Annotated in this window: 21 protein-coding genes; 10 read left to right on the top strand and 11 right to left on the bottom strand. The window is 68.7% G+C overall.

Annotated elements, in window-relative coordinates:
• The first annotated feature begins 49 nt into the window (after nt 1-49).
• The 3 genes from ACFQ7F_RS38150 (at nt 50) to ACFQ7F_RS38140 (ending at nt 1,916) form a co-directional block, all read left to right on the top strand.
• Nucleotides 50-388 carry a MerR family transcriptional regulator gene (locus ACFQ7F_RS38150; RefSeq protein WP_383281345.1) on the top strand — a complete coding sequence of 113 codons (339 nt, stop codon included), beginning with the start codon at nt 50-52 and terminating at the stop codon, nt 386-388.
• A gap of 69 nt (nt 389-457) precedes the next feature.
• On the top strand, nt 458-1,024 hold the full coding sequence (locus ACFQ7F_RS38145; RefSeq protein WP_383281342.1) for a DinB family protein: 567 nt from the start codon (nt 458-460) through the stop codon (nt 1,022-1,024).
• A gap of 121 nt (nt 1,025-1,145) precedes the next feature.
• A complete protein-coding gene (locus tag ACFQ7F_RS38140) occupies nt 1,146-1,916 on the top strand; it encodes an ArsR/SmtB family transcription factor (RefSeq protein ID WP_383281348.1) in 771 nt (256 codons plus the stop codon).
• On the opposite strand, the gene ACFQ7F_RS38135 is transcribed toward ACFQ7F_RS38140, so the two are convergent.
• Genes ACFQ7F_RS38135 through ACFQ7F_RS38120 form a run of 4 tightly spaced genes read right to left on the bottom strand, consistent with a single transcriptional unit; the run spans nt 1,913 to nt 3,453 of the window.
• The gene (locus tag ACFQ7F_RS38135; RefSeq protein WP_383281340.1) at nt 1,913-2,200 is read right to left on the bottom strand and encodes a DUF397 domain-containing protein; all 288 of its coding nucleotides are present in this window, start codon (nt 2,198-2,200) and stop codon (nt 1,913-1,915) included. The genes ACFQ7F_RS38140 and ACFQ7F_RS38135 overlap by 4 nt on opposite strands.
• Nucleotides 2,201-2,205: 5 nt before the next feature.
• Nucleotides 2,206-2,394, bottom strand: a complete 189-nt coding sequence (locus ACFQ7F_RS38130) for a DUF397 domain-containing protein (protein ID WP_383281337.1) — start codon at nt 2,392-2,394, stop codon at nt 2,206-2,208.
• 6 nt (nt 2,395-2,400) lie between these two features.
• Complete coding sequence (locus ACFQ7F_RS38125; protein WP_383281334.1) at nt 2,401-2,592, bottom strand: DUF397 domain-containing protein; 192 nt, start codon at nt 2,590-2,592, stop codon at nt 2,401-2,403.
• 9 nt (nt 2,593-2,601) lie between these two features.
• A complete protein-coding gene (locus tag ACFQ7F_RS38120; RefSeq protein ID WP_383281331.1) occupies nt 2,602-3,453 on the bottom strand; it encodes a helix-turn-helix domain-containing protein in 852 nt (283 codons plus the stop codon).
• A gap of 257 nt (nt 3,454-3,710) precedes the next feature.
• Between ACFQ7F_RS38120 and ACFQ7F_RS38115 the strand changes: the two genes are divergently transcribed.
• The gene (locus ACFQ7F_RS38115; protein WP_383281329.1) at nt 3,711-4,160 is read left to right on the top strand and encodes an ATP-binding protein; all 450 of its coding nucleotides are present in this window, start codon (nt 3,711-3,713) and stop codon (nt 4,158-4,160) included.
• 90 nt (nt 4,161-4,250) lie between these two features.
• Nucleotides 4,251-5,165, top strand: a complete 915-nt coding sequence (locus tag ACFQ7F_RS38110) for a hypothetical protein (protein WP_383281326.1) — start codon at nt 4,251-4,253, stop codon at nt 5,163-5,165.
• 57 nt (nt 5,166-5,222) lie between these two features.
• On the opposite strand, the gene ACFQ7F_RS38105 is transcribed toward ACFQ7F_RS38110, so the two are convergent.
• Together ACFQ7F_RS38105 and ACFQ7F_RS38100 are read right to left on the bottom strand one after the other, a co-directional pair.
• On the bottom strand, nt 5,223-5,972 hold the full coding sequence (locus ACFQ7F_RS38105; RefSeq protein WP_383281323.1) for an SDR family oxidoreductase: 750 nt from the start codon (nt 5,970-5,972) through the stop codon (nt 5,223-5,225).
• A 12-nt stretch (nt 5,973-5,984) separates the two neighbouring features.
• Nucleotides 5,985-6,734: an SDR family NAD(P)-dependent oxidoreductase gene (locus ACFQ7F_RS38100; RefSeq protein WP_383281320.1), complete on the bottom strand. Its 750-nt coding sequence runs from the start codon at nt 6,732-6,734 to the stop codon at nt 5,985-5,987.
• A gap of 118 nt (nt 6,735-6,852) precedes the next feature.
• Here ACFQ7F_RS38100 and ACFQ7F_RS38095 point away from each other — a divergent pair, with 118 nt between their 5' ends.
• The gene (locus ACFQ7F_RS38095; protein WP_383281317.1) at nt 6,853-7,452 is read left to right on the top strand and encodes a TetR/AcrR family transcriptional regulator; all 600 of its coding nucleotides are present in this window, start codon (nt 6,853-6,855) and stop codon (nt 7,450-7,452) included.
• Between the two features lie 118 nt (nt 7,453-7,570).
• Here ACFQ7F_RS38095 and ACFQ7F_RS38090 read toward each other — a convergent pair whose 3' ends face one another.
• Both ACFQ7F_RS38090 and aspS read right to left on the bottom strand, forming a co-directional pair.
• Nucleotides 7,571-8,533 carry an intradiol ring-cleavage dioxygenase gene (locus ACFQ7F_RS38090; protein WP_383281314.1) on the bottom strand — a complete coding sequence of 321 codons (963 nt, stop codon included), beginning with the start codon at nt 8,531-8,533 and terminating at the stop codon, nt 7,571-7,573.
• 113 nt (nt 8,534-8,646) lie between these two features.
• On the bottom strand, nt 8,647-10,431 hold the full coding sequence (aspS, locus tag ACFQ7F_RS38085; RefSeq protein ID WP_383281311.1) for an aspartate--tRNA ligase: 1,785 nt from the start codon (nt 10,429-10,431) through the stop codon (nt 8,647-8,649).
• A 245-nt stretch (nt 10,432-10,676) separates the two neighbouring features.
• On the opposite strand from aspS, the gene ACFQ7F_RS38080 reads away from it, so the two are divergent.
• On the top strand, nt 10,677-12,893 hold the full coding sequence (locus tag ACFQ7F_RS38080; RefSeq protein WP_383281308.1) for a SpoIIE family protein phosphatase: 2,217 nt from the start codon (nt 10,677-10,679) through the stop codon (nt 12,891-12,893).
• On the opposite strand, the gene ACFQ7F_RS38075 is transcribed toward ACFQ7F_RS38080, so the two are convergent.
• The 3 genes from ACFQ7F_RS38075 to ACFQ7F_RS38065 all read right to left on the bottom strand — a co-directional run bounded on the left by ACFQ7F_RS38075 (nt 12,824) and on the right by ACFQ7F_RS38065 (nt 15,557).
• Nucleotides 12,824-13,921, bottom strand: coding sequence for an AI-2E family transporter (locus ACFQ7F_RS38075; RefSeq protein WP_383281305.1), 1,098 nt, complete (start codon nt 13,919-13,921; stop codon nt 12,824-12,826). The two genes, ACFQ7F_RS38080 and ACFQ7F_RS38075, sit on opposite strands and share 70 nt — an antisense overlap.
• Nucleotides 13,922-13,992: 71 nt before the next feature.
• Nucleotides 13,993-14,949, bottom strand: a complete 957-nt coding sequence (locus ACFQ7F_RS38070; protein WP_383281302.1) for a pirin family protein — start codon at nt 14,947-14,949, stop codon at nt 13,993-13,995.
• A gap of 122 nt (nt 14,950-15,071) precedes the next feature.
• The gene (locus ACFQ7F_RS38065) at nt 15,072-15,557 is read right to left on the bottom strand and encodes an SseB family protein (RefSeq protein ID WP_383281299.1); all 486 of its coding nucleotides are present in this window, start codon (nt 15,555-15,557) and stop codon (nt 15,072-15,074) included.
• A gap of 223 nt (nt 15,558-15,780) precedes the next feature.
• On the opposite strand from ACFQ7F_RS38065, the gene ACFQ7F_RS38060 reads away from it, so the two are divergent.
• The 3 genes from ACFQ7F_RS38060 to ACFQ7F_RS38050 all read left to right on the top strand — a co-directional run bounded on the left by ACFQ7F_RS38060 (nt 15,781) and on the right by ACFQ7F_RS38050 (nt 19,465).
• Complete coding sequence (locus tag ACFQ7F_RS38060; RefSeq protein WP_383281296.1) at nt 15,781-17,607, top strand: acyl-CoA dehydrogenase; 1,827 nt, start codon at nt 15,781-15,783, stop codon at nt 17,605-17,607.
• Between the two features lie 230 nt (nt 17,608-17,837).
• Entirely contained in the window at nt 17,838-19,142 is a 1,305-nt protein-coding gene (locus tag ACFQ7F_RS38055) for a M18 family aminopeptidase (RefSeq protein WP_383281293.1), read from the top strand.
• A gap of 101 nt (nt 19,143-19,243) precedes the next feature.
• Nucleotides 19,244-19,465, top strand: a complete 222-nt coding sequence (locus ACFQ7F_RS38050; protein WP_383281290.1) for a DUF6458 family protein — start codon at nt 19,244-19,246, stop codon at nt 19,463-19,465.
• Nucleotides 19,466-19,502: the final 37 nt, after the last annotated feature.

Raw genomic sequence — 19,502 nt, 5'->3', positions numbered from 1 at the left:
GGGTGCACACAGCACCCGGGCCCCTCCACGCGTTCCATAGAGAGGTGCGATGACAGCAGACGACTCGTTCAGCCGTCTCGATGACGACGACTACCCCGCCTACACCATGGGCCGGGCCGCCGAGATGCTCGGCACCACCCAGGGCTTCCTGCGCGCCATCGGCGAAGCCCGCCTGATCACCCCGCTGCGCTCCGAGGGCGGACACCGCCGCTACTCCCGCTACCAGCTGCGCATCGCCGCCCGCGCCAGGGAACTCGTCGACCAGGGCACCCCCATCGAGGCCGCCTGCCGCATCGTCATCCTCGAAGACCAGCTCGAGGAAGCCCAGCGGATCAACGCCGAACACCGCCGCAACGACGGAACGGCACACCCCACCACCGCGGTCTGAGACGGCCGAGCTGAGACGGCTGAGCTGGGCTGACGGCGACTGTCAGTGCGGGCTGCCAGACTCGCGCGCATGGCTGACACCGGAAGCGATCAGATTTCGCCAACTCCCCAACATTACGCACCCCGTTGGGCCGCCGACACCCGCGAGCCCCCGCCGAACACGGGTGGCGAGCGGGAGGCGCTGACGACAACCCTGGACTGGCACCGTGCGACCTTCGAGCTCAAGTGCGCCGGCCTGACGCAGGAGCAGCTGTCCGAGCGCTCGGTGGATCCGTCCGGGATGTCGCTGCACGGCCTGGTGCGGCATCTGGCGGGGGTCGAGCGCTGGTGGTTCCGCATCCAACTGGCGGGCGAGGAAGTCCCGTTGCTGTACTACTCCGACGACGACCCGGAGCAGGACTTCGACGACCTGACGGGCGACGCCGGGGAGGCGTTCGCAGTGTGGCACGCGGAGTGCGAGCGCTCGCGCCGGATCGTGGAGGCGGCGGAATCACTGGACGTGACGGGCACCCGCAAGTCCACGGGTGAGCCGATCTCGCTCCGCAGGATCCTGATCAACATGATCGCGGAGTACGCGCGCCACAACGGGCACGCGGATCTCCTGAGGGAACGGATCGACGGCACGACGGGGATGTAGGGCCTCCCACCTTTGACATGCAGGCAAATGCCTGCATGATGGAGAGGTGAGTACGAACAGGAGCCCGCGCCCGAACCCGCGCCCGAACCCGAGCCGCGAGGCAGTCGGCGGGGCCGACAAGGTGAACCAGGTCTTCAAGGCCCTGGCCGACCCCACCCGCCGCTACCTCCTGGACCAGCTCCACGCCCACAACGGCCAGACGCTGGGTGAGCTGGCCGACCGCGTCGCGATGACGCGCCAGTCGACCACCCAGCACCTGGCCCTCCTGGAGGCCGCGAACCTGGTCAGCACGGTGCGGCGAGGGCGCGAAAAGCTCCACTACCTGAATCCCGTGCCTCTGCACGAGATCCAGGAACGATGGATCGACAAGTTCGAGGACCCACGTCTACGAGCACTCAGCACCCTGAAACAACAGGCGGAGGCCGCCATGACCACCACGAAACCGACGTACGTCTACGTCACCTACATCGAGAGCACCCCGGAGAAGGTCTGGCACGCCCTCACCGACGCGGAGCTGACGGCCGCGTACTGGGGCCACGCCAACGTCTCCGACTGGCAGCAGGGCTCCAGCTGGGAGCACCAGCGGACGGACGGCTCGGGCGTCGCGGACGTGGTGGGCGAGGTGGTGGAGGCGACCCCGCCGAAGCGCCTGGTGACGACGTGGGCGGACCCGAACACGGCCTCCGGCTCGGCCGAGCCCTCCCAGGTCACGTTCGACATCGAGCCGTACGGCGGGATCGTGCGCCTGACGGTGACCCACGAGAACCTCGCGAGCGAGAAGGAACGGGAGGACGTGGGTTCGGGCTGGCCGGCGGTCCTCTCCAACCTCAAGTCCCTCCTGGAGACGGGCTCCCCACTCCCGGAGGAACCGTGGCTCGTGCCGGGCCGCTAGCCACGGGGGTTGCAGGAAAGTCCCACGACACGCCGGGGATGGGCGGGGAATGGTGGGACTTCTCTGCAGTCGGCCCCTCCTGGCGAGACGGTCGCGGGCCAGGCCGACTCGTCCTGTACGTGCCGTATGAGCGCCGCGAGCCCCTCCGGGGTGGCGTGCAACACCCGAGCGGGGTCGTCGCTCTCGCGGAGGAGCAGCACCTCCCCCGCGCTACCGAGCTCGACGCACTCTGCGCCATCCGTTCCGCCGGAGAATGACGACTTCTGCCATGCGACCGTACCCACACTGATCAACTCCTTCCGGCGACCCGCACATGACGTATGAGGGCCGCCAGGCCTTCAGGGGCGGCTGTCAGCACCCGGGCGGGGTCGTCGCTCTCACGGAGGAGCAACGTGCCGTCAGAAGATGCCAGTTCCACGCACGATGCTCCGTCTGAACCGCTGGAGAAGGACGACTTCTGCCATGCGACCGTACCCATACAAAATCAACTCCGCCCGGCGACCCGCACATGACGTATGAGGGCCGCGAGACCTTCAGGGGTGGCCGTCAGCACCCGGATGGGATCGTCGCTCTCGCGGAGGAGCAACGTGCCTCCGGGGGCTGCAAGTTCCACGCACTCGTTCCCCTCGGCCCCTCCCGAGTAGGACGACTTCTGCCAGCAAATCACGGTGGCCATGCCCTCGCCTCACACTTCCTGCACCAACCGGTGGATGAAGTCCCGCGACGCCGCAGGCGTGAGGGACGCTCCCTCAACCCTACGAAACAGCTTGCGAGCACGTACCAGTTGGGACTCGGCGTCGACGAAGGCGCTGCCTTGCGGAGTATCCCTGTGCACCGTGTCCAGGCGAGGGATCGGGCCACCCGCCCACATCAGCGAGCTGTTGGCGCCCCCGAAGCCGTCGACGTCGAACGGGACCACTCGCACCGAGATGCTGGGGTGCTCGGCGAGAACCAAGGTCTCGCGCAGTTGAGCGCGGGCAGCCTGACGGTCGCCCACTCTGATGCGCAGCACTGCTTCGTGGAGTACCGCCTCGTACTCAAGGGGCTCATCCCGGTCGAGAACGACTCGGCGGTGCAGGCGGTGAGCGACCCATGCCTCCCGCTCGCTGGAAGGCAGTTCGGGCACCATGTACGAGAAGACGTCTCGCGCGTACTCCTCTGTCTGCAGAATTCCCGGCACGTGTGCCGTAGCCACCACGCGCAGCGATTGCGCGTGATGCTCCAGCTCCGACAGGTCCAGGAACGCCGAAGGCAAGATCCCCCGGTATTCCTCCCACCACCCTCGCGTACGGTCCGTCGCCATCACGACCAGCGCGTTGATCAGCTCGGTCTCTGCACAGGCGTAATGCCCCGCAAGTCGCCGAAGGCGCACCTCGCTGATCCCGGCGCGCCCGGACTCGATCTGGCTCACCTGAATCGCGTTGACGCCGAGCAACTCCGCAGTCTCCCGCGCGGTCATCCCGGCCGCCTCACGCATCTTGCGCAGCTCGGCGCCCAACCTCATCTGCCGTGCGGTGGGCTGACTCCTCGGCGGCATGGTCACGTCCTTTCTGATCACCCAAAGACTGCCTTGTGCAGGCGAGTTGGCGCATTCGAACTCACGTCGAATCTGCGGCTTAAGGTTGCGACGGATTAACCCTATCCCCTACCGTCAGTGACGCATCGACCACCCGTAGCAACCATCGGGGACCCGGAAGCGCACCGCACCGCCATGCCATGGCGGCCGCGACACAGCCACCGCCGCCCGCAGGGCGCCACGCACGTCACCCCTCTCCGCACGCATCGGAGTTCGCCATGCCCGCATCCGCAGCAGAAGCAGAAGCAGAAGACGGAGGCACCTTCCAGCCCTGGGAGTACAGCCTCTACGTCCCCAACGACCCCCGCTCCGTCACCATCTGCCGCCGCACCCTTCGCCTGATCCTGGCGATACACGGCCGCCCCCACCTCTCCGACGCGGCGGAACTCGTGGCGACGGAGCTGGTCGCGAACGCGGTGCAGCACACGAAGGGACCGGCGGCTCTCCGCATTCGGTGGGCCCACGGCGTGCTCCGCATCGGAGTGTGGGACGCCGACCCCACGCCGCCCCAGCCGACGACACCGGCAACCGTCCTCGCAGAGGCGGGGCGAGGGCTCGCCTTGGTGCGAGGGTGCGCGGACGAGTGGGGCTGGTACGCCCTCGGTCCCGCCCAACTACCCGGCAGCAACGGCAAGTTCGTCTGGTGCGAGCTGACCTCGGCGGCGTGAACGTTCCATCCGCACTCGAAAGAGTGATCGCCATCCGTCGGCCGGGATTCCGGCCCTTGATCCACCTAGGTTCCTCATATGGTCACCTCAGTGCACGAGGCCTCGCACCGCATCTTTCAGGAGCGGCCCGAGATCCTCGTACCCATCTTCGAGATCCTCGGCATTCCCTTGCCCGAGAAAGCCGCCGTTGACGTGATCACCCCGGACACGACGGAGAACCGTCCGCTGGAACGCCGCGTCGACAGCGTGCTGCGGATCCAGCCGTCCGACGGTGACGACTTCTTGCTCGCCATCGAGGCGCAGGGCCGCCGTGAGAAGGAGAAGGAGTCGAGTTGGCCGTACTACATCGCGTACCTCAGGGCGAAGTACGACCTTCCCGTGCTGCTGCTGGTGGTGTGCTGGAGCCGTTCCACTGCGAAATGGGCCACAGGCCCCTTCACATGCGGGGCACGGGGCTGGACGGCGCAGAGCACGCGACCCCTGGTCGTGGGACCGGACAACGTGCCGGTGATCACCGAACAGCGGGCCGTGGAGGAAAACTTGGCCATGGCGTCGTTCTCGGCCCTGACACATAGCAGGGGACCAGAGGTCATGGCCATACTGGAACCTCTGGCGCGTGTGGTTCAGGGGTCCGACACCAAGGCCGTCAAGTACTTCGGCGACCTGATCGAAGTGTGCCTGGGGGAAACCCCGGCCGGAGAGAACTGGAGAGAGCTGATGGGCTTCGTCACCTATTTCCCCGGACGGGGCACGGTGCGCGAGACGGCGTACCTCGAAGGCAAGGCCGAAGGTATCGCTGAAGGTGTGGCTGAAGGTATCGCCGAAGAGCGGGTCGTCACCATCCTCCGCATCCTCGAACAACGCCATGTCCCCCTCCCGGACGACGCCCGCGAACGCATCACCACCTGCACCGACCTCGAAACCCTCGCCCGCTGGCGCGACCGGGCCATTACCGTCACCGACGCCGACGCCCTGTTCGCCGAATCACCAGAACCGGGCGAGTAGCGCAGGCCCCTCTCGGAATAGCATCAGGGAAGCCGGATCGCCCTCTCAGTACGCGAGTCAGTACGCGAGCTGCCCGATGCCCCCGTCAACGCGCAGCACGGTCCCCGCGGTGTAGGCGGACTCGTCCGAGGCGAGATAGACCGCCGCCTTCGCCAGCTCGGTGGCGGTTCCCAGGCGATGGAGAGGCACGGTCTGCCGGAGTTCCTCGTAGAGGGCTGCCTGGCGCTCGGCGCCGAGAGGCGCGAACGCGTTGGTGATCGTCGGGCCGGGGCTCAGTCCGTTGACGCGGATGCCCCGGTCCTTCAGCTCATGGGTCAGCCCGCGCGTATAGGAGAGCAGGCCCGCCTTGGCCGCGCCGTAGACCGTCGCGTTCTCGTGTCCGATGTACGCGGAGACCGAGCCGACGAGGATGACCGATGACTGTGGCGAGAAGAGTGGCAGCAGGTCCCTGATCAGGAAGAACGGCGACTTGAGATTGGTCGCGATGAGCCTGTCGAACGCCTCCTCGGTCCATGCCTCCATCGGGAGATGGGTGATGTCGGCGGCGTTGCTCACCAGGATGTCGAGCTTCGGCCACTCCTCCCGGAGCCGCGCAGCGAGCGTCGCCTGGCCGGGCACGTCGGCGGCGTCACTGGCGATGGTCAGGAGCGGGCCCTCCAACTGCCGGGCTGCCTCGTCCAGCCTTTCCTGTGAGCGACCGGTGATGGCGACAGCCGCTCCCTCGGCGAGGAACTCGCGGGCCGTTTCCAGGCCGATGCCGCTCGTCCCGCCTGTGATCAGTGCGTGCTTTCCCGCAAGACGATCCATTGTTCTGTCTCCTTAGATTGCGGTGCGGCCACCGTCGGCGGCCACGATCGCCCCGGTCATGTAACTGGCCCGGTCGCTGGCGAGAAAGGCGATCACCCGGGCCACCTCGGCAGGGTCGGAGGTGCGCTTGAGCGCGGTGGTCAGGCCCATGCCACCCATGTCCGGGCCCATCGCCGCGACCACCTTCGAGGTGCGCATCGGGCCCGGGGAGACGGCGTTGACCCGCACGTTCGACTCGGCGAACTCCGCCGCCCAGGTGCGGGTCAGCGATTCGAGCGCCGCCTTGGTGGCGCCGTAGACGGCCATGCCCGGCATGCCGAGGCCGGCCGCGGTGGAGCTGACGTTGACGATGCTGCCGCCGCCGCCCGCGGCCATCTTCTCCGCGAGCAGTGCGGTGAGCAGGAACGGGGCACGCACATTGACCGCGAAAGCGGCGTCGTAGCCCGCGAGGTCCTGCCCGGTGGTGGGGGAGAACGTCATCACGCTCGCGTTGTTGATCAAGATGTCGACGGCTCCGGCGTCCTCGGCCAGCTGCCACACGCCCGCCCCGTCGGACACATCGGCAGCGACGAAACGCACCGCCCCGGCGGACTCGCCACCGGCCGCGCGGAGGTCTTCCACGACCTGGGCGCCGCGCTCCGGATCGATGCCGGTCAGGATCAAGTCGGCTCCGCCCGCGGCCAGCACCCTGGCCGTCGCGTGCCCGAGTCCGCCGATCGCACCGGATCCGGTGACGAGCGCCGTTCTGCCTGCGAATTCCATTGCTTCACCCTTCGTGTCGGCCAGTGAGCGGCCGACTTCTGTGCGTCCGTTCAAGAAGTCACGCAACGGAAGCTACGACTTCTTGAACGTCTAGTCAAGAAGTCGTAGTCTTGGGCACGTGACACGAACCGGACGCCCACGCGAGTTCGACAAGGAACGGACGCTGGAGCGCGCACTCGAACTGTTCTGGTCCCGGGGATACGGGGCGACGTCGATCCAGGACCTGGTTGACGCGCTGGCCATCGAGCGCGGCAGCCTCTACGGCGCATTCGGCGACAAACGCCGCTTCTACCTGGACGCCGTCAAGCTCTACTGGGAGGTGTACGAGCGGCACCTGACGACCGCGCTCGACACCGCCCCGCTCCTGCCGGCGCTGCGCGAGATCCTGACCCATCCGGCGCGGCTCGACGAACTGATCTCCGACATGGGCGTGCCGCAGGGCTGCCTGGTCGGCAACACGACCGCCGAACTCGTCCCCCAGGACAGCGAAGCCACGGAGATCGTCACCCGCTCGTACCGCCGCTTCACGCATATCGTCGCCGACGCACTCCGCCGCGCACAGGCCGCCGGAGAGGTCACGGACGCCTCATCCCCCGAGGCCCAGGCGCAGCTCCTGCTCTACATCGTCCAGGGCCTGTCACTCGTATCGAGGGCGGGGCTCGATCAGAGCGCGGCGCTGAGTGCGATCGACACGGCGGTGGACGGGCTGCGGGCGTGACATGACATGACTCTTCCGTGAGCGACCGGCGACCAGCGACCAGCGACCGGGCACTCCAACAGCGAGAACCCGGAACCGAAAGGCTCCGGGCCCCCACTACTTCACGCACGCCCCGCCGCTACGTCCCGTCCCGCGTCTCGTCCGGGTCCACGCCCATCGTGATCGACCCGATGACGCCCTTCTCGATGTGCCCCTTGCGGTACTTCAGCTTCAGGAGGCCGTCCTGTGTGCCGCCGCCTCCGTAGATCGTGTCCTCGTCCAGCGTCGTGCGCGTCGTCGTGCTCGTGGAGTACGGGGTCACATCCGCCGAGGCGAGTACCGCCGTCTCCGCGAAGAAGAACTGGCCCGTGTGGCAGGCGTGGCCGCCCTCGTAGCCGGTGTCGGTCAGCTTGCCGTCCACGTGGACCTTGGTGTGGATGTGCACGGCCCGGCCCTGGTACCAGCCGGGGAAGACCGTCTTGAACTCCACGTAGCCGTGCTTGTCCGTGAGCTGCGTGCCGCGCAGGTAGCGCTCGTCGTCCGTGGGCTCCTGGTGGCCACCGCCACCGCCCGGACCGCCAGGGCCACCAGAGGGCGGAGTTCCGGTGGGCGTACCGGTCGGTGCGTCCGTCGGCGGGGTTCCGGTCGGCGGGGTGCCCCCGCCCCCGCCGCTCATCGACTCGTACCCCGAGTAGATCCCCAGCGCGTCGCAGTGCCAGATGTCCACGGCCGCCCGCTTCAGCGGCTTGCACGTGTCGGAGTCGATCACCTTGAGGCGCAGGGTGAAGGGGATGCCCTCCCTGTCCTCGGTGATGTCCTTTCGGATCTTGTCGGCGTCTATGTAGTACGGGCCCTCGGTCGTCTCGCCGGTCAGGCGGTAGCAGCTCTCGGCCGACGAGGCGTCGGACGAGGCATCGGAAGCCGTGGCGTCCGTTCCCGCCGCGGACGTGCCCTCAGCCGACGCGCTCGCCGCCACCGCCCCGCCCACGCCGACCGCCGCCACCGCGGCCCCGGTCGCGAGCACGACCTTACGGCGCGTCAAGTCCCGTTTGTGCGCGGGACCTTGGGGTTTCTCCGGGTGCGTATCGCTCTTCTCTGTCATGTCCCGGACGCTAGGCAGCCCGCCTGTCAGGAACATGTGCGTCGACTGTGGCTACGCACAGGGAAAGGGCCCGGAACCAATCGGTTCCGGGCCCCATCAGCGTGCCGTCAGGACTACTTGTCCGCCTCGCCCTTGCCGGAGGCGACCGGCTTGCGCAGCTGGATGTTCAGCTCGCGCAGACGGGACTCCTCCAGCTCGGAGGGCGCGCCCATCATCAGGTCCTGCGCGTTGCCGTTCAGCGGGAAGGCGATCGTCTCGCGGATGTTCGGCTCGTCCGCGAGGAGCATGACGATGCGGTCGACGCCGGGGGCGATGCCGCCGTGCGGCGGGGCGCCGAGGCGGAAGGCGCGGAGCATGCCCGCGAACTCCTGCTCGACGGTCTCGGCCGCGTAGCCCGCGATCTCGAAGGCCTTGAGCATGACCTCGGGCTCGTGGTTACGGATGGCGCCGGAGGACAGCTCGATGCCGTTGCAGACGATGTCGTACTGCCAGGCGAGGATGTCGAGGGGGTCCTTCTCCTCCAGGTCCTTCATGCCGCCCTGGGGCATCGAGAAGGGGTTGTGGGAGAAGTCGATCTTGCCGGTCTCCTCGTCCTTCTCGTACATCGGGAAGTCGACGATCCAGCAGAAGCGGAAGACGCCCTCTTCGAAGTGCCCCGCACGCTTGGCGGCCTCGACGCGGACGGCCGACATGATCTTGGAGACCTCTTCGAACTCGCCCGCGCCGAAGAAGACCGCGTGGCCGGGGGCCAGCGAGAGGCGCTTCGTCAGTTCCTCTACGTTCGCCTCCGTCAGGAACTTCGCGATCGGGCCCGTCAGCGAACCGTCCTCGGCGACGCGCACCCAGGCGAGACCCTTCGCGCCCTGCTCGACCGCGTAGTCACCGAGGCCGTCGAAGAACTTGCGGGACTGCGACGCCGTGTCCGGCACCGGAAGCGCGCGCACGTGCTTGCCCGCGAACGCCTTGAACTCGGAGTTCGCGAAGATGTCCGTGATGTCGGTCAGTTCGAGCTTCGCGCGCAGGTCGGGCTTGTCGTTGCCGTACTTCAGCATCGACTCGCGGAACGGGATGCGCGGGAACGGAGACGTGACCTCGCGGCCGTTGCCGAACTCGGTGAAGATCTCCGTCATCAGCTTCTCGATGGGCTGGAAGACGTCTTCCTGCTCCACGAAGCTCATCTCGACGTCGAGCTGGTAGAACTCGCCCGGCGAGCGGTCGGCGCGCGCGTCCTCGTCGCGGAAGCACGGCGCGATCTGGAAGTAGCGGTCGAAGCCCGAGATCATGAGCAGCTGCTTGAACTGCTGCGGTGCCTGGGGGAGCGCGTAGAACTTGCCCGGGTTCAGGCGGGACGGCACGACGAAGTCGCGGGCGCCCTCGGGGGACGTCGCGGCGAGGATCGGCGTCGCCATCTCGTTGAAGCCGAGCGCCACCATCTTCGAGCGGATCGAGGCGATGACGGACGAGCGCAGCATGATGTTGCGGTGCATGCGCTCGCGGCGCAGGTCCAGGAAGCGGTACTCAAGGCGCCGCTCCTCGTTCACGCCGTCGTCCGCGTTGATGGTGAACGGGATCTGCTGGGCGGCACCGAGCACCTCGACCTCGGCGGCCTCGATCTCGACCTCGCCGGTGGGCAGCTCGGGGTTCACGTTCTCCGTGCCGCGCGAGACGACCTTGCCGTCGATACGGACGACCGTCTCCTTGGAGAGCTTGTCGAGCGTCTCGGCGGCAGCCGTGCCGGGGCGGGCCACCAGCTGCGTGATTCCGTAGTGGTCGCGCAGATCGATGAAGAGGATGCCGCCCAGGTCTCGGCGATTGTGCAGCCAGCCGCTCAGCCGGACGTCGGAGCCGACGTCAGAGGCGCGGAGCTCGCCGCAGGTGTGGGACCTGTACCGATGCATCTTCGTTCATCCAGTCTTCGCGTATAGGGGTTCGCGTATAGGGGAGAGAGCAGGCAGGCCTCAAGGCTACCGTCCGGGCGGAGATCGCTTTCCGGATTAACGCCCGGACCACCCTGACAACGCCCGGACCACCCTGACAGGGGACCATCCCCGTCGCCCCAGGGGCCGCCCCCGCATCGTCCCAGGGGCCTCCCCCGCCACCCCGGCGGTGGCGGCTTGCCCCCCGATCTTCCTAAAGTGGGTCAATGCGCACCGACGATCCCTTGCAAGAGGCGGGGGACGAACCCCTTCCTCCCGTAGGGGAAGTCCTGGCCGCCATCGCGACCGGCCTGTGGCGCTGGGACAACTCGGCGGGCACCGTCACGCTCGACGCCGAGGCGGCCCGGCTCCTCGGGCTTCCCCCGCGCGCCCAGGCCCTCACCGAGGCGGGCGTGCGCTCCCGCTTCCACCCCGTCGACTGGAACGAGATCGACGGCATCGTCCAGCTCGCCGTCGCCGAGGGCACCCTGGCGGAGGCCCGCCTGCGGATCATGGACGACCAGGGGCGGGTCGTTCGCATCGTGCGCAGCCGCTCCAAGCCGGTCATCGACGAGGCGACACATTCGTACGAGCTCATCGGCACCCTGCAGGAGGTCACCGAGCTCCCGCCGGGCACCGCGGCGCGCACCCCCGTCACCGGTGACTGGCGGCGCTCCCGCGAGGCGTTCCTGCTCGACGCCGGGCGCGCGCTCGCCGAGGCGCGGTCGACGGAGGAGGTCCTGCGGGTCGCCAGCGGGCTCTCCATGCCGGGGTTCTCGCCGGACGGGCTCGGTGTCTTCGGGGTCGAGGGCGATCGGCTCAAGATCATCGGTCATTACGGGCACAAGCCCGGCGACGACGTGCCCTTCTCCGCGATGCCCCTGGACACGGACTATCCGGCCGCCGAGGTGGTGCGCACGGGCCGCGCGGTCTACCTCTCGTCGCCCGACGAGTACCACCGCCGCTACCCCGCCACCTGGCCGCTCGCCCAGCCCTTCGACCGGCAGTCGTGGGCGTTCCTGCCGCTGACGGTCGCGGGCCGCACGATGGGCGCGTGGCTCGCGGCCTTCGCCTACCCCGTCTCGTTCACGCCGGACGAGCGCTCCGTCCTGACGACGGTGGCCAGGATGCTGGCCCAGGCCCTGTCGCGGGCCGGGGTCGCCGAGTCGGAGCGGGAGCTGACGGAGGGGCTTCAGCGCTCGATGCTGCCGCTGCTCGGGCCACGGATCCCGGGGATGACCGTGGCCGCGCGGTATGTGCCGACCGGCGGCGGGCTCCAGGTGGGCGGCGACTGGTACGACATGATCCCGCTGCCCAACGGCCGCATCGCCTTCGTCATCGGCGACGTACAGGGCCACGACGTACGGGCCGCGGGCCTCATGGGGCAGCTGCGGATCGCCCTGCGCGCCTACGCATCCGAGGGCCACCGCCCGGACGCCGTGCTCTCCCGGGCGACCCGCTTCCTCTCGGGGATGACGGACGGCATCACGATCGGCTCGGACGGCGACGCCGGGGGCGACCCGGCCGATCCGCGCTTCGCGACCTGCCTGTACGTGGAGGCCGACCCGGTCACCGGCATCCTGGAGATCGCCCGCGCGGGCCACCCGGAGCCCGCGATACGGATGACCGACGGAACGGTTCTGCTGCGCCCCACGGCGGGCGGCCTGCCGCTCGGCATCGACCCGGACGCGGACTACCCCACGACCCGCCTCGTCCTGGAGGCCGGCGAGACGATGCTGGTCTGCACCGACGGCCTCATCGAGACCGGCGGCCACGACCTGGACAGCGGCTGGAAGCGGATCCGCAAGATCCTGGAGGAGCACGGAGGCCTCGGCGACGGGGACGGCGACGATGGTCTTGAGGAGCTGGCCGACACCCTCGTACAGGCCGTGCACGGGCCCTCGTCGCACCACACCACGGGCCCCCTCGTGGACCGCCGCGAGGACGACATCGCGGTCCTGCTCCTTCGCAGATACGGCCACCCCGAGCACCGCACGCCCGCACGGCGCACCGTCCTGACGGTCGCGCAGGCCGAGCCGGAGCGCATCGCGGGGGCGCGGCGGCACATGCGGGAGCTGCTGCACGACTGGGCGGTCGCCGATCAGGTCGACTCGGCGGTCCTGATGGTCTCCGAGATGATCACGAACGTGCTCGTGCACACGGACGGCGACGCCATGCTGGTCGCCGAGGTCACGGGGGAGCCGGGCTCGCGCTGCCTGCGGGCCGAGGTATCGGACGGCAGCGACGACCTGCCGCACCGGCGTCACCCCGGTGAACTCGCCTCGTCCGGGCGGGGGTTGGTCCTGATGGAGCTCCTCGCCGACGAGTGGGGGGTGGACCCCAAGGGCGAGGGCAAGAGCATCTGGTTCGAGCTCTACGAGGGGGCTGCCGAGCCCTCCGCCGAGCCCTTCGAGGAGTCCGACCCGGCCAAGCCCTCCGGATAGCGTTCCCGCAGCTCCGAAATCACCCCGAACGCCGCCGCGGTGACCGGCACCGCGAGCAGCATCCCCAGGATCCCCGCCACGGACGCTCCCGCGGTGATCGCCAGCATGACGACCGCCGGGTGCATCTGCACGGTCCGCGACTGGATCACCGGCTGGAGCACGTGCCCTTCAAGGACCTGCACGGCGAGTACGACACCCAGCGCCCACAGCGCGATGATGAAGCCGCGGTCGGCGAGCGCGACGAGTACGGCGACGGCGCCGGAGATGAAAGCACCCAGATAGGGGATGTAGGCGCCGATGAACACGAGTGCGCCGAGCCCCAACGCCCCCGGCACCCGCAGGATCAGGAGCCCGATGGTGATGCAGATGGCGTCGATCAGGGCGATGAACGTGGTCCCGCGCATGAAGCCCTCGACGGCCTCGAAAGCGCGCCGGCCCATCGCCTCGACGATGTCGGCGGTGCCGCGCGGGGCGAGCGAGCGCATGGAGCTCACGGCCCGGTCGGAGTCGCGCAGGAAGAAGAAGACGAGCAGCAGTGCGAGGACGGCCATGGCGGTCATCTCGCCGACGACGCTGAGCCCGCTGAGCACCCCGGACGCGGCGGAGCCGCCGAACTTGCCGAGCAGTTCCTTGGCGTTGGACGCCATGTCGTCGAGGGATGTCCCCGCGGCACCGAAGTGCTTGGACAGGTCGGTCGCGGCCAGCTTCAGGGAGGCGATGATCTGGTCGCCGGTGTCGATCAGGGCCTTGACCACGATGTACACCGCGCCGCCGACGACCGCGACGACGGCCGCGCAGGTCAGCCCCGCGGCCAGCGAGCGCTGCACCTTCATCTTGAGCAGCCATCGGTAGACGGGCCCGAGGAGCGCCGTGCCCAGGAGGGCGAGCAGTACCGGCGTGACGGCCGTCTTGAAGGTGACGAAGAGCCAGATCGCCACGGCGGCCACGCCGGCGACGAGCAGGAGGACGACGCACCAGGCGGCGGTACGCCGTGCGGGCTCGGGCAGAAGGGCGCCAGGGGTGCTCACCCTCCTACCCGAGCATGGGCCGTGCGACCCCGCACGTTATGTACGGCTACATGCCATCCGTCGGTCGGCGCCTACATGCCGTGCACGGCCGGGACCGTACCGAGCAGGCCCTTCTGGAAGTCCTCGAACGCCTGCTGGAGCTCGGCCTGACTGTTCATCACGAACGGTCCGTAGTGCGCCATCGGCTCGCGGATCGGCTGCCCGCCGAGCAGCACGACCTCCAGGTCGGGGGTGTTCCCGTCCTGCTTCTCGTCCGCGCGGACGGTCAGCGAGGAACCGGCGCCGAAGACCGCCGTCTGGCCCTTGTGCACCGGTCGGCGCTCGGCACCGACCGTGCCGCGCCCGGCGAGCACGTACGCGAGTCCGTTGAAGTCCTCGCGCCAGGGCAGCGTGACCTCGGCACCGGGGCGGACCGTCGCGTGGATCATCGTGATCGGCGTGTGCGTGATGCCGGGGCCCTCGTGCCCGTCGAGCTCACCGGCGATGACGCGCAGGAGCGCGCCGCCGTCGGGGGATGTGAGGAGCTGCACCTGGCCGCCGCGGATGTCCTGGTAGCGGGGGTCCATCATCTTGTCCCGCGCGGGCAGGTTCACCCACAGCTGGAGGCCGTGGAAGAGGCCGCCGGACACGACGAGGCCCTCCGGCGGCGCCTCGATGTGCAGGAGGCCGGATCCTGCGGTCATCCACTGGGTGTCACCGTTGGAGATGGTGCCGCCACCGCCGTTGGAGTCCTGGTGGTCGAAGATGCCGTCGATGATGTACGTGACGGTCTCGAAGCCTCGGTGTGGGTGCCAGGGAGTGCCCTTGGGCTCTCCCGGCGCGTACTCCACCTCGCCCATCTGGTCCATCATGATGAACGGGTCGAGGTGCTTGTAGTTGATCCCCGCGAACGCCCGGCGCACCGGGAAGCCCTCGCCCTCGAAACCGCTCGGTGCGGTCGTCACGGCGAGCACGGGGCGGGCCACGGCGTCGGCGGACGCGGCCACACGGGGCAGGGTCAGCGGGTTCTCGACGGTCACAGCGGGCATGTCGGTGCCTCCTTCTTCGTACGTCCACTTTAGTTGAACGTAGAACTTCTTGCCACCGGGAACGCGAGACGCCCGGAGGGAATTCCCTCCGGGCGTCACAACGGCATCAGTGCAGGCAGTGGCTAGCCGTACATCCGCCGCATCGCGAAGTCGACCATCTGTTCGACGGCCTTGGCATCGAAGACCATACGATGCTCGCCCTCCATGTCGAGGACGAAGCCGTAACCGGTGGGAAGAAGGTCGATGACCTCCGCACCCGTGATCACGAAGTACTTGGACTCCTTGCCCGCGTACCGGCGCAGCTCCTTGAGCGACGTGAACATCGGGATCACGGGCTGCTGGGTGTTGTGCAGGGCGAGGAAGCCGGGATTGTCGCCGCGCGGGCAGTAGACCTTCGAGGTGGCGAAGGCCTGCTGGAAGTCCTCGGCGGACATCGAGCCCGTGGTGAAGGCGCGCACCGCGTCCGCGAGGGACGGGGGTGACGGCTCGGGATAGAGCGGGGGCTGCTGCTGGGCGTACCCGCCCGCGCCGCCCGGCATCTGCTGCGGCGGCGGCTGCGGCGGTGCGTAATTCTGCCCGGCGCCCGCTTGTTGGTCGTAGCCGTACATGGGGGCAAGCCTACCGAGGCCGGACGGGGCGCTGCTCACACTTGGGGGATCAGGGGTTGCGTCTTATTACCGGCGGGTAGCATTATCGGTAGCTACTAACTGGTACGTGGTTTTTTCGCTTGCGCGGACCCGCTTACCGGCTTACGCAGACCCGCCTTACACAGACCCGCTTACGCAGACCGCCTGAGGATCCCGCCTCCCCGAACCAAACGGAGCCGTCGCCATGGGGCACTACAAGTCCAATCTCCGCGACATCGAGTTCAACCTCTTCGAGGTGCTCGGCCGCGACAAGCTGTACGGCACCGGCCCGTTCGCGGAGATGGACGTCGACACGGCCAAGACCATCCTCGACGAGCTGCGCCGCCTCGCCGAGAACGAGCTGGCCGAATCCTTCACGGACGCCGACCGCAACCCGCCGGTGTTCGACCCGGCGACCAACACCGCGCCGGTCCCGGCGTCCTTCAAGAAGAGCTACCAGGCCTTCATGGACTCCGACTACTGGCGTCTTGGCCTGCCCGAGGAGATCGGCGGCACGACCGCCCCCCGCTCCCTGATCTGGGGTTACGCGGAGCTGCTTCTCGGCGCCAACCCGGCGGTGTGGATGTACTCCTCCGGTCCGGCGTTCGCGGGCATCCTGCACGAGGAGGGCAACGAGGCGCAGAAGAAGGTCGCCTCGATCGCCGTCGACAGGCAGTGGGGCTCGACGATGGTCCTGACCGAGCCGGACGCCGGTTCGGACGTGGGCGCGGGCCGCACGAAGGCCGTGCAGCAGGATGACGGTTCCTGGCACATCGAGGGCGTGAAACGCTTCATCACGTCCGGTGAGCACGACATGTCGGAGAACATCCTTCACTACGTCCTCGCTCGCCCCGAGGGCCACGGCCCCGGCACGAAGGGCCTCTCGCTCTTCCTGGTCCCCAAGTACGAGTTCGACTGGGAGACCGGCGAGCTCGGCGAGCGCAACGGCGTCTACGCCACGAACGTCGAGCACAAGATGGGCCTCAAGGCGTCCAACACGTGCGAGATGACGTTCGGCGACCAGCACCCCGCCAAGGGCTGGCTGATCGGTGACAAGCACGACGGCATCCGCCAGATGTTCATGATCATCGAGTTCGCCCGCATGATGGTCGGCACGAAGGCCATCGCCACGCTCTCGACGGGTTACCTGAACGCCCTGGAGTACGCCAAGGAGCGCGTGCAGGGTCCGGACCTCGCCCAGTTCATGGACAAGACCGCGCCCAAGGTGACGATCACCCACCACCCGGACGTACGCCGCTCGCTGATGACGCAGAAGGCGTACGCGGAGGGCATGCGCGCCCTGGTCCTGCACACTGCCGCGGTCCAGGACGACATCCAGTTCAAGGAGGCGGAGGGGGAGGACGCCTCCGCGCTCATCGCCCTGAACGACCTCCTCCTGCCGATCGTCAAGGGCTACGGCTCGGAGAAGTCGTACGAGCAGCTGGCGCAGTCGCTCCAGACGTTCGGCGGCTCGGGGTACCTCCAGGAGTACCCGATCGAGCAGTACATCCGTGACGCCAAGATCGACACCCTCTACGAGGGCACGACGGCCATCCAGGGCCAGGACTACTTCTTCCGGAAGATCGTCCGTAACCAGGGTGCCGCGCTGAACGGCCTCGCCGAGGAGATCAAGAAGTTCCTCGCGGTCGACACGGGCGGCGAGAAGCTGGCCGGGGCCCGCGAGGAGCTGGCCAAGGCCGCAGTCGAGCTCGAGGCCATCGTCGGCGTCATGCTGACGGACCTCGCGGCCACCGAGCAGGACGTGAAGTCCATCTACAAGGTGGGCCTCAACACGACCCGCCTCCTGATGGTCTCGGGCGACGTCGTCGTCGGCTACCTCCTCCTGCGGGGCGCGGCGGTCGCCGCCGAGAAGCTGGAGACGGCTTCCGCGAAGGACAAAGCCTTCTACGAGGGCAAGATCGCCGCGGCCAAGTTCTTCGCCGCGAACGTCCTGCCCGGCGTCGCGAACGAGCGGAAGCTCGCCGAGGGCGTGGAGCTGGACCTGATGGAGCTGGACGAGGCGGCGTTCTAGCCACCACGACACCGCAGAGTGGCCCGCTCCCGTTCAGGGGGTCGGGCCACTGTCGTACGTCGTCTCTCCCGGCCGCGGCGCGCTTCCCACCCGGGGTGCTCGGGCGGGTGGGAGGGAGACATCCGCCGCGAAGCGGCGGTACAAGACTCCCGGTTACGGGCACGTCACGTACAGAACCTCCCATAAAAGGCCCCCCTCGCCCCGAGGAACCGCTAGCTAGGCTGGAAGCCATGAGCACACCTGCCCGCTTCGACCGCGGCCACTCCGACGACCTCTTGACCTTCCTGGCGGCAAGCCCCTCCCCGTACCACGCAGTGGCGAGCGCCGCGGAGCGGCTGGAGAAGGCCGGTTTCCGCCAGGTCGAGGAGACCGATCCCTGGGACGGGTCGACCGGCGGGAAGTATGTGCTGCGCGGCGGCGCGATCGTCGCCTGGTACGTCCCCGAAGGCGCGTCCGCACACACTCCGTACCGCATCGTCGGCGCCCACACCGACTCCCCGAACCTCCGCGTCAAGCCGAAGCCGGACGCGGGCGGGCACGGCTGGCGGCAGGTGGCGGTCGAGATCTACGGCGGCCCGCTGCTCAACTCCTGGCTCGACCGCGACCTGGGCCTCGCGGGCAGGCTCTCGCTGCGGGACGGCTCGACGCGCCTGGTGAACGTCGACCGGGCGCTCCTCCGGGTCCCGCAGCTGGCGATCCACATGGACCGCGGGGTGGTCGCCGACGGCCTCAAGCTCGACAAGCAGAAACACATGCAGCCCATCTGGGGGCTCGGCGACGACGTACGCGAAGGCGACCTCATCCGCTTCCTGGAGGAGGAGTCGGGGCTCGCCCACGGCGAGGTCACCGGCTGGGACCTGATGACGCACCCCATCGAGGCGCCCTCCTACCTCGGCCGCGACCGCGACCTCATCGCGGGCCCGCGGATGGACAACTTGCTCTCGGTGCACGCCTGTACGGCGGCGCTCGCCGCCGTCGCCTCGGCGGAGGACGCCGACTCCCTCGCGTACATCCCCGTACTTGCCGCCTTCGACCACGAGGAGAACGGCTCGCAGTCCGACACGGGCGCGGACGGCCCGCTCCTCGGCTCGGTGCTCGAACGCTCCGTCTTCGCGCGCGGCGGCACGTACGAGGACAAGGCCCGCGCCTTCGCCGGCACCATCTGTCTCTCCTCCGACACGGGTCACGCCGTGCACCCCAACTACGCGGAGCGGCACGACCCGACGCACCACCCGCGCGCCAACGGCGGCCCGATCCTCAAGGTCAACGTCAACAACCGGTACGCCACGGACGGTGCGGGACGTGCCGTGTTCGCCGCCGCGTGCGAGAGAGCCGGCGTGCCGTTCCAGAGCTTCGTCTCGAACAACGCGATGCCGTGCGGCACGACGATCGGGCCGATCACCGCGGCACGGCACGGCATCAAGACCGTCGACATCGGCGTCGCGATCCTCTCGATGCACAGCGTGCGCGAGCTGTGCGGGGCGGACGATCCGCACCTCCTCGCCAACGCGTTGGTCGCTTTCCTGGAGGGCTGAGGGCCGGGGCTGAAGGCTGTTCTCCGCTTCTCCGTGTGGGCGTGGCGAGTCCGGGTACCCGGGTGCACGCCACGACTTCACGACTTAGGGAGGCGGTCCACATGGGCCTGGGCGGATGCATCATCTTGATCGCCGCGGGCGCCATCCTCGCGTTCGCCACCGACTGGGAGATGGACGGCATCAATCTCACCGTCACCGGCCTGATCATGATGGCCGTCGGCGTGATCGGTGTCGCCGCGTTCACCAACGCGCGCCGCAAGACGGTCGTGCCGCCGGGCGCGACCGTGGTCGAGACGGACCACGACCACCACCACGGCATCTGACAGCAGGCACCGTCGGGCCCGGCAGCCACCCCTGTGG

It is taken from the genome of Streptomyces sp. NPDC056486, from assembly GCF_042795295.1.
In the GTDB taxonomy this organism is placed as follows: domain Bacteria; phylum Actinomycetota; class Actinomycetes; order Streptomycetales; family Streptomycetaceae; genus Streptomyces.
The sequence above is the reverse complement of the archived record's forward strand: the minus strand, read 5'-3'. Positions and strand labels throughout refer to the sequence as shown.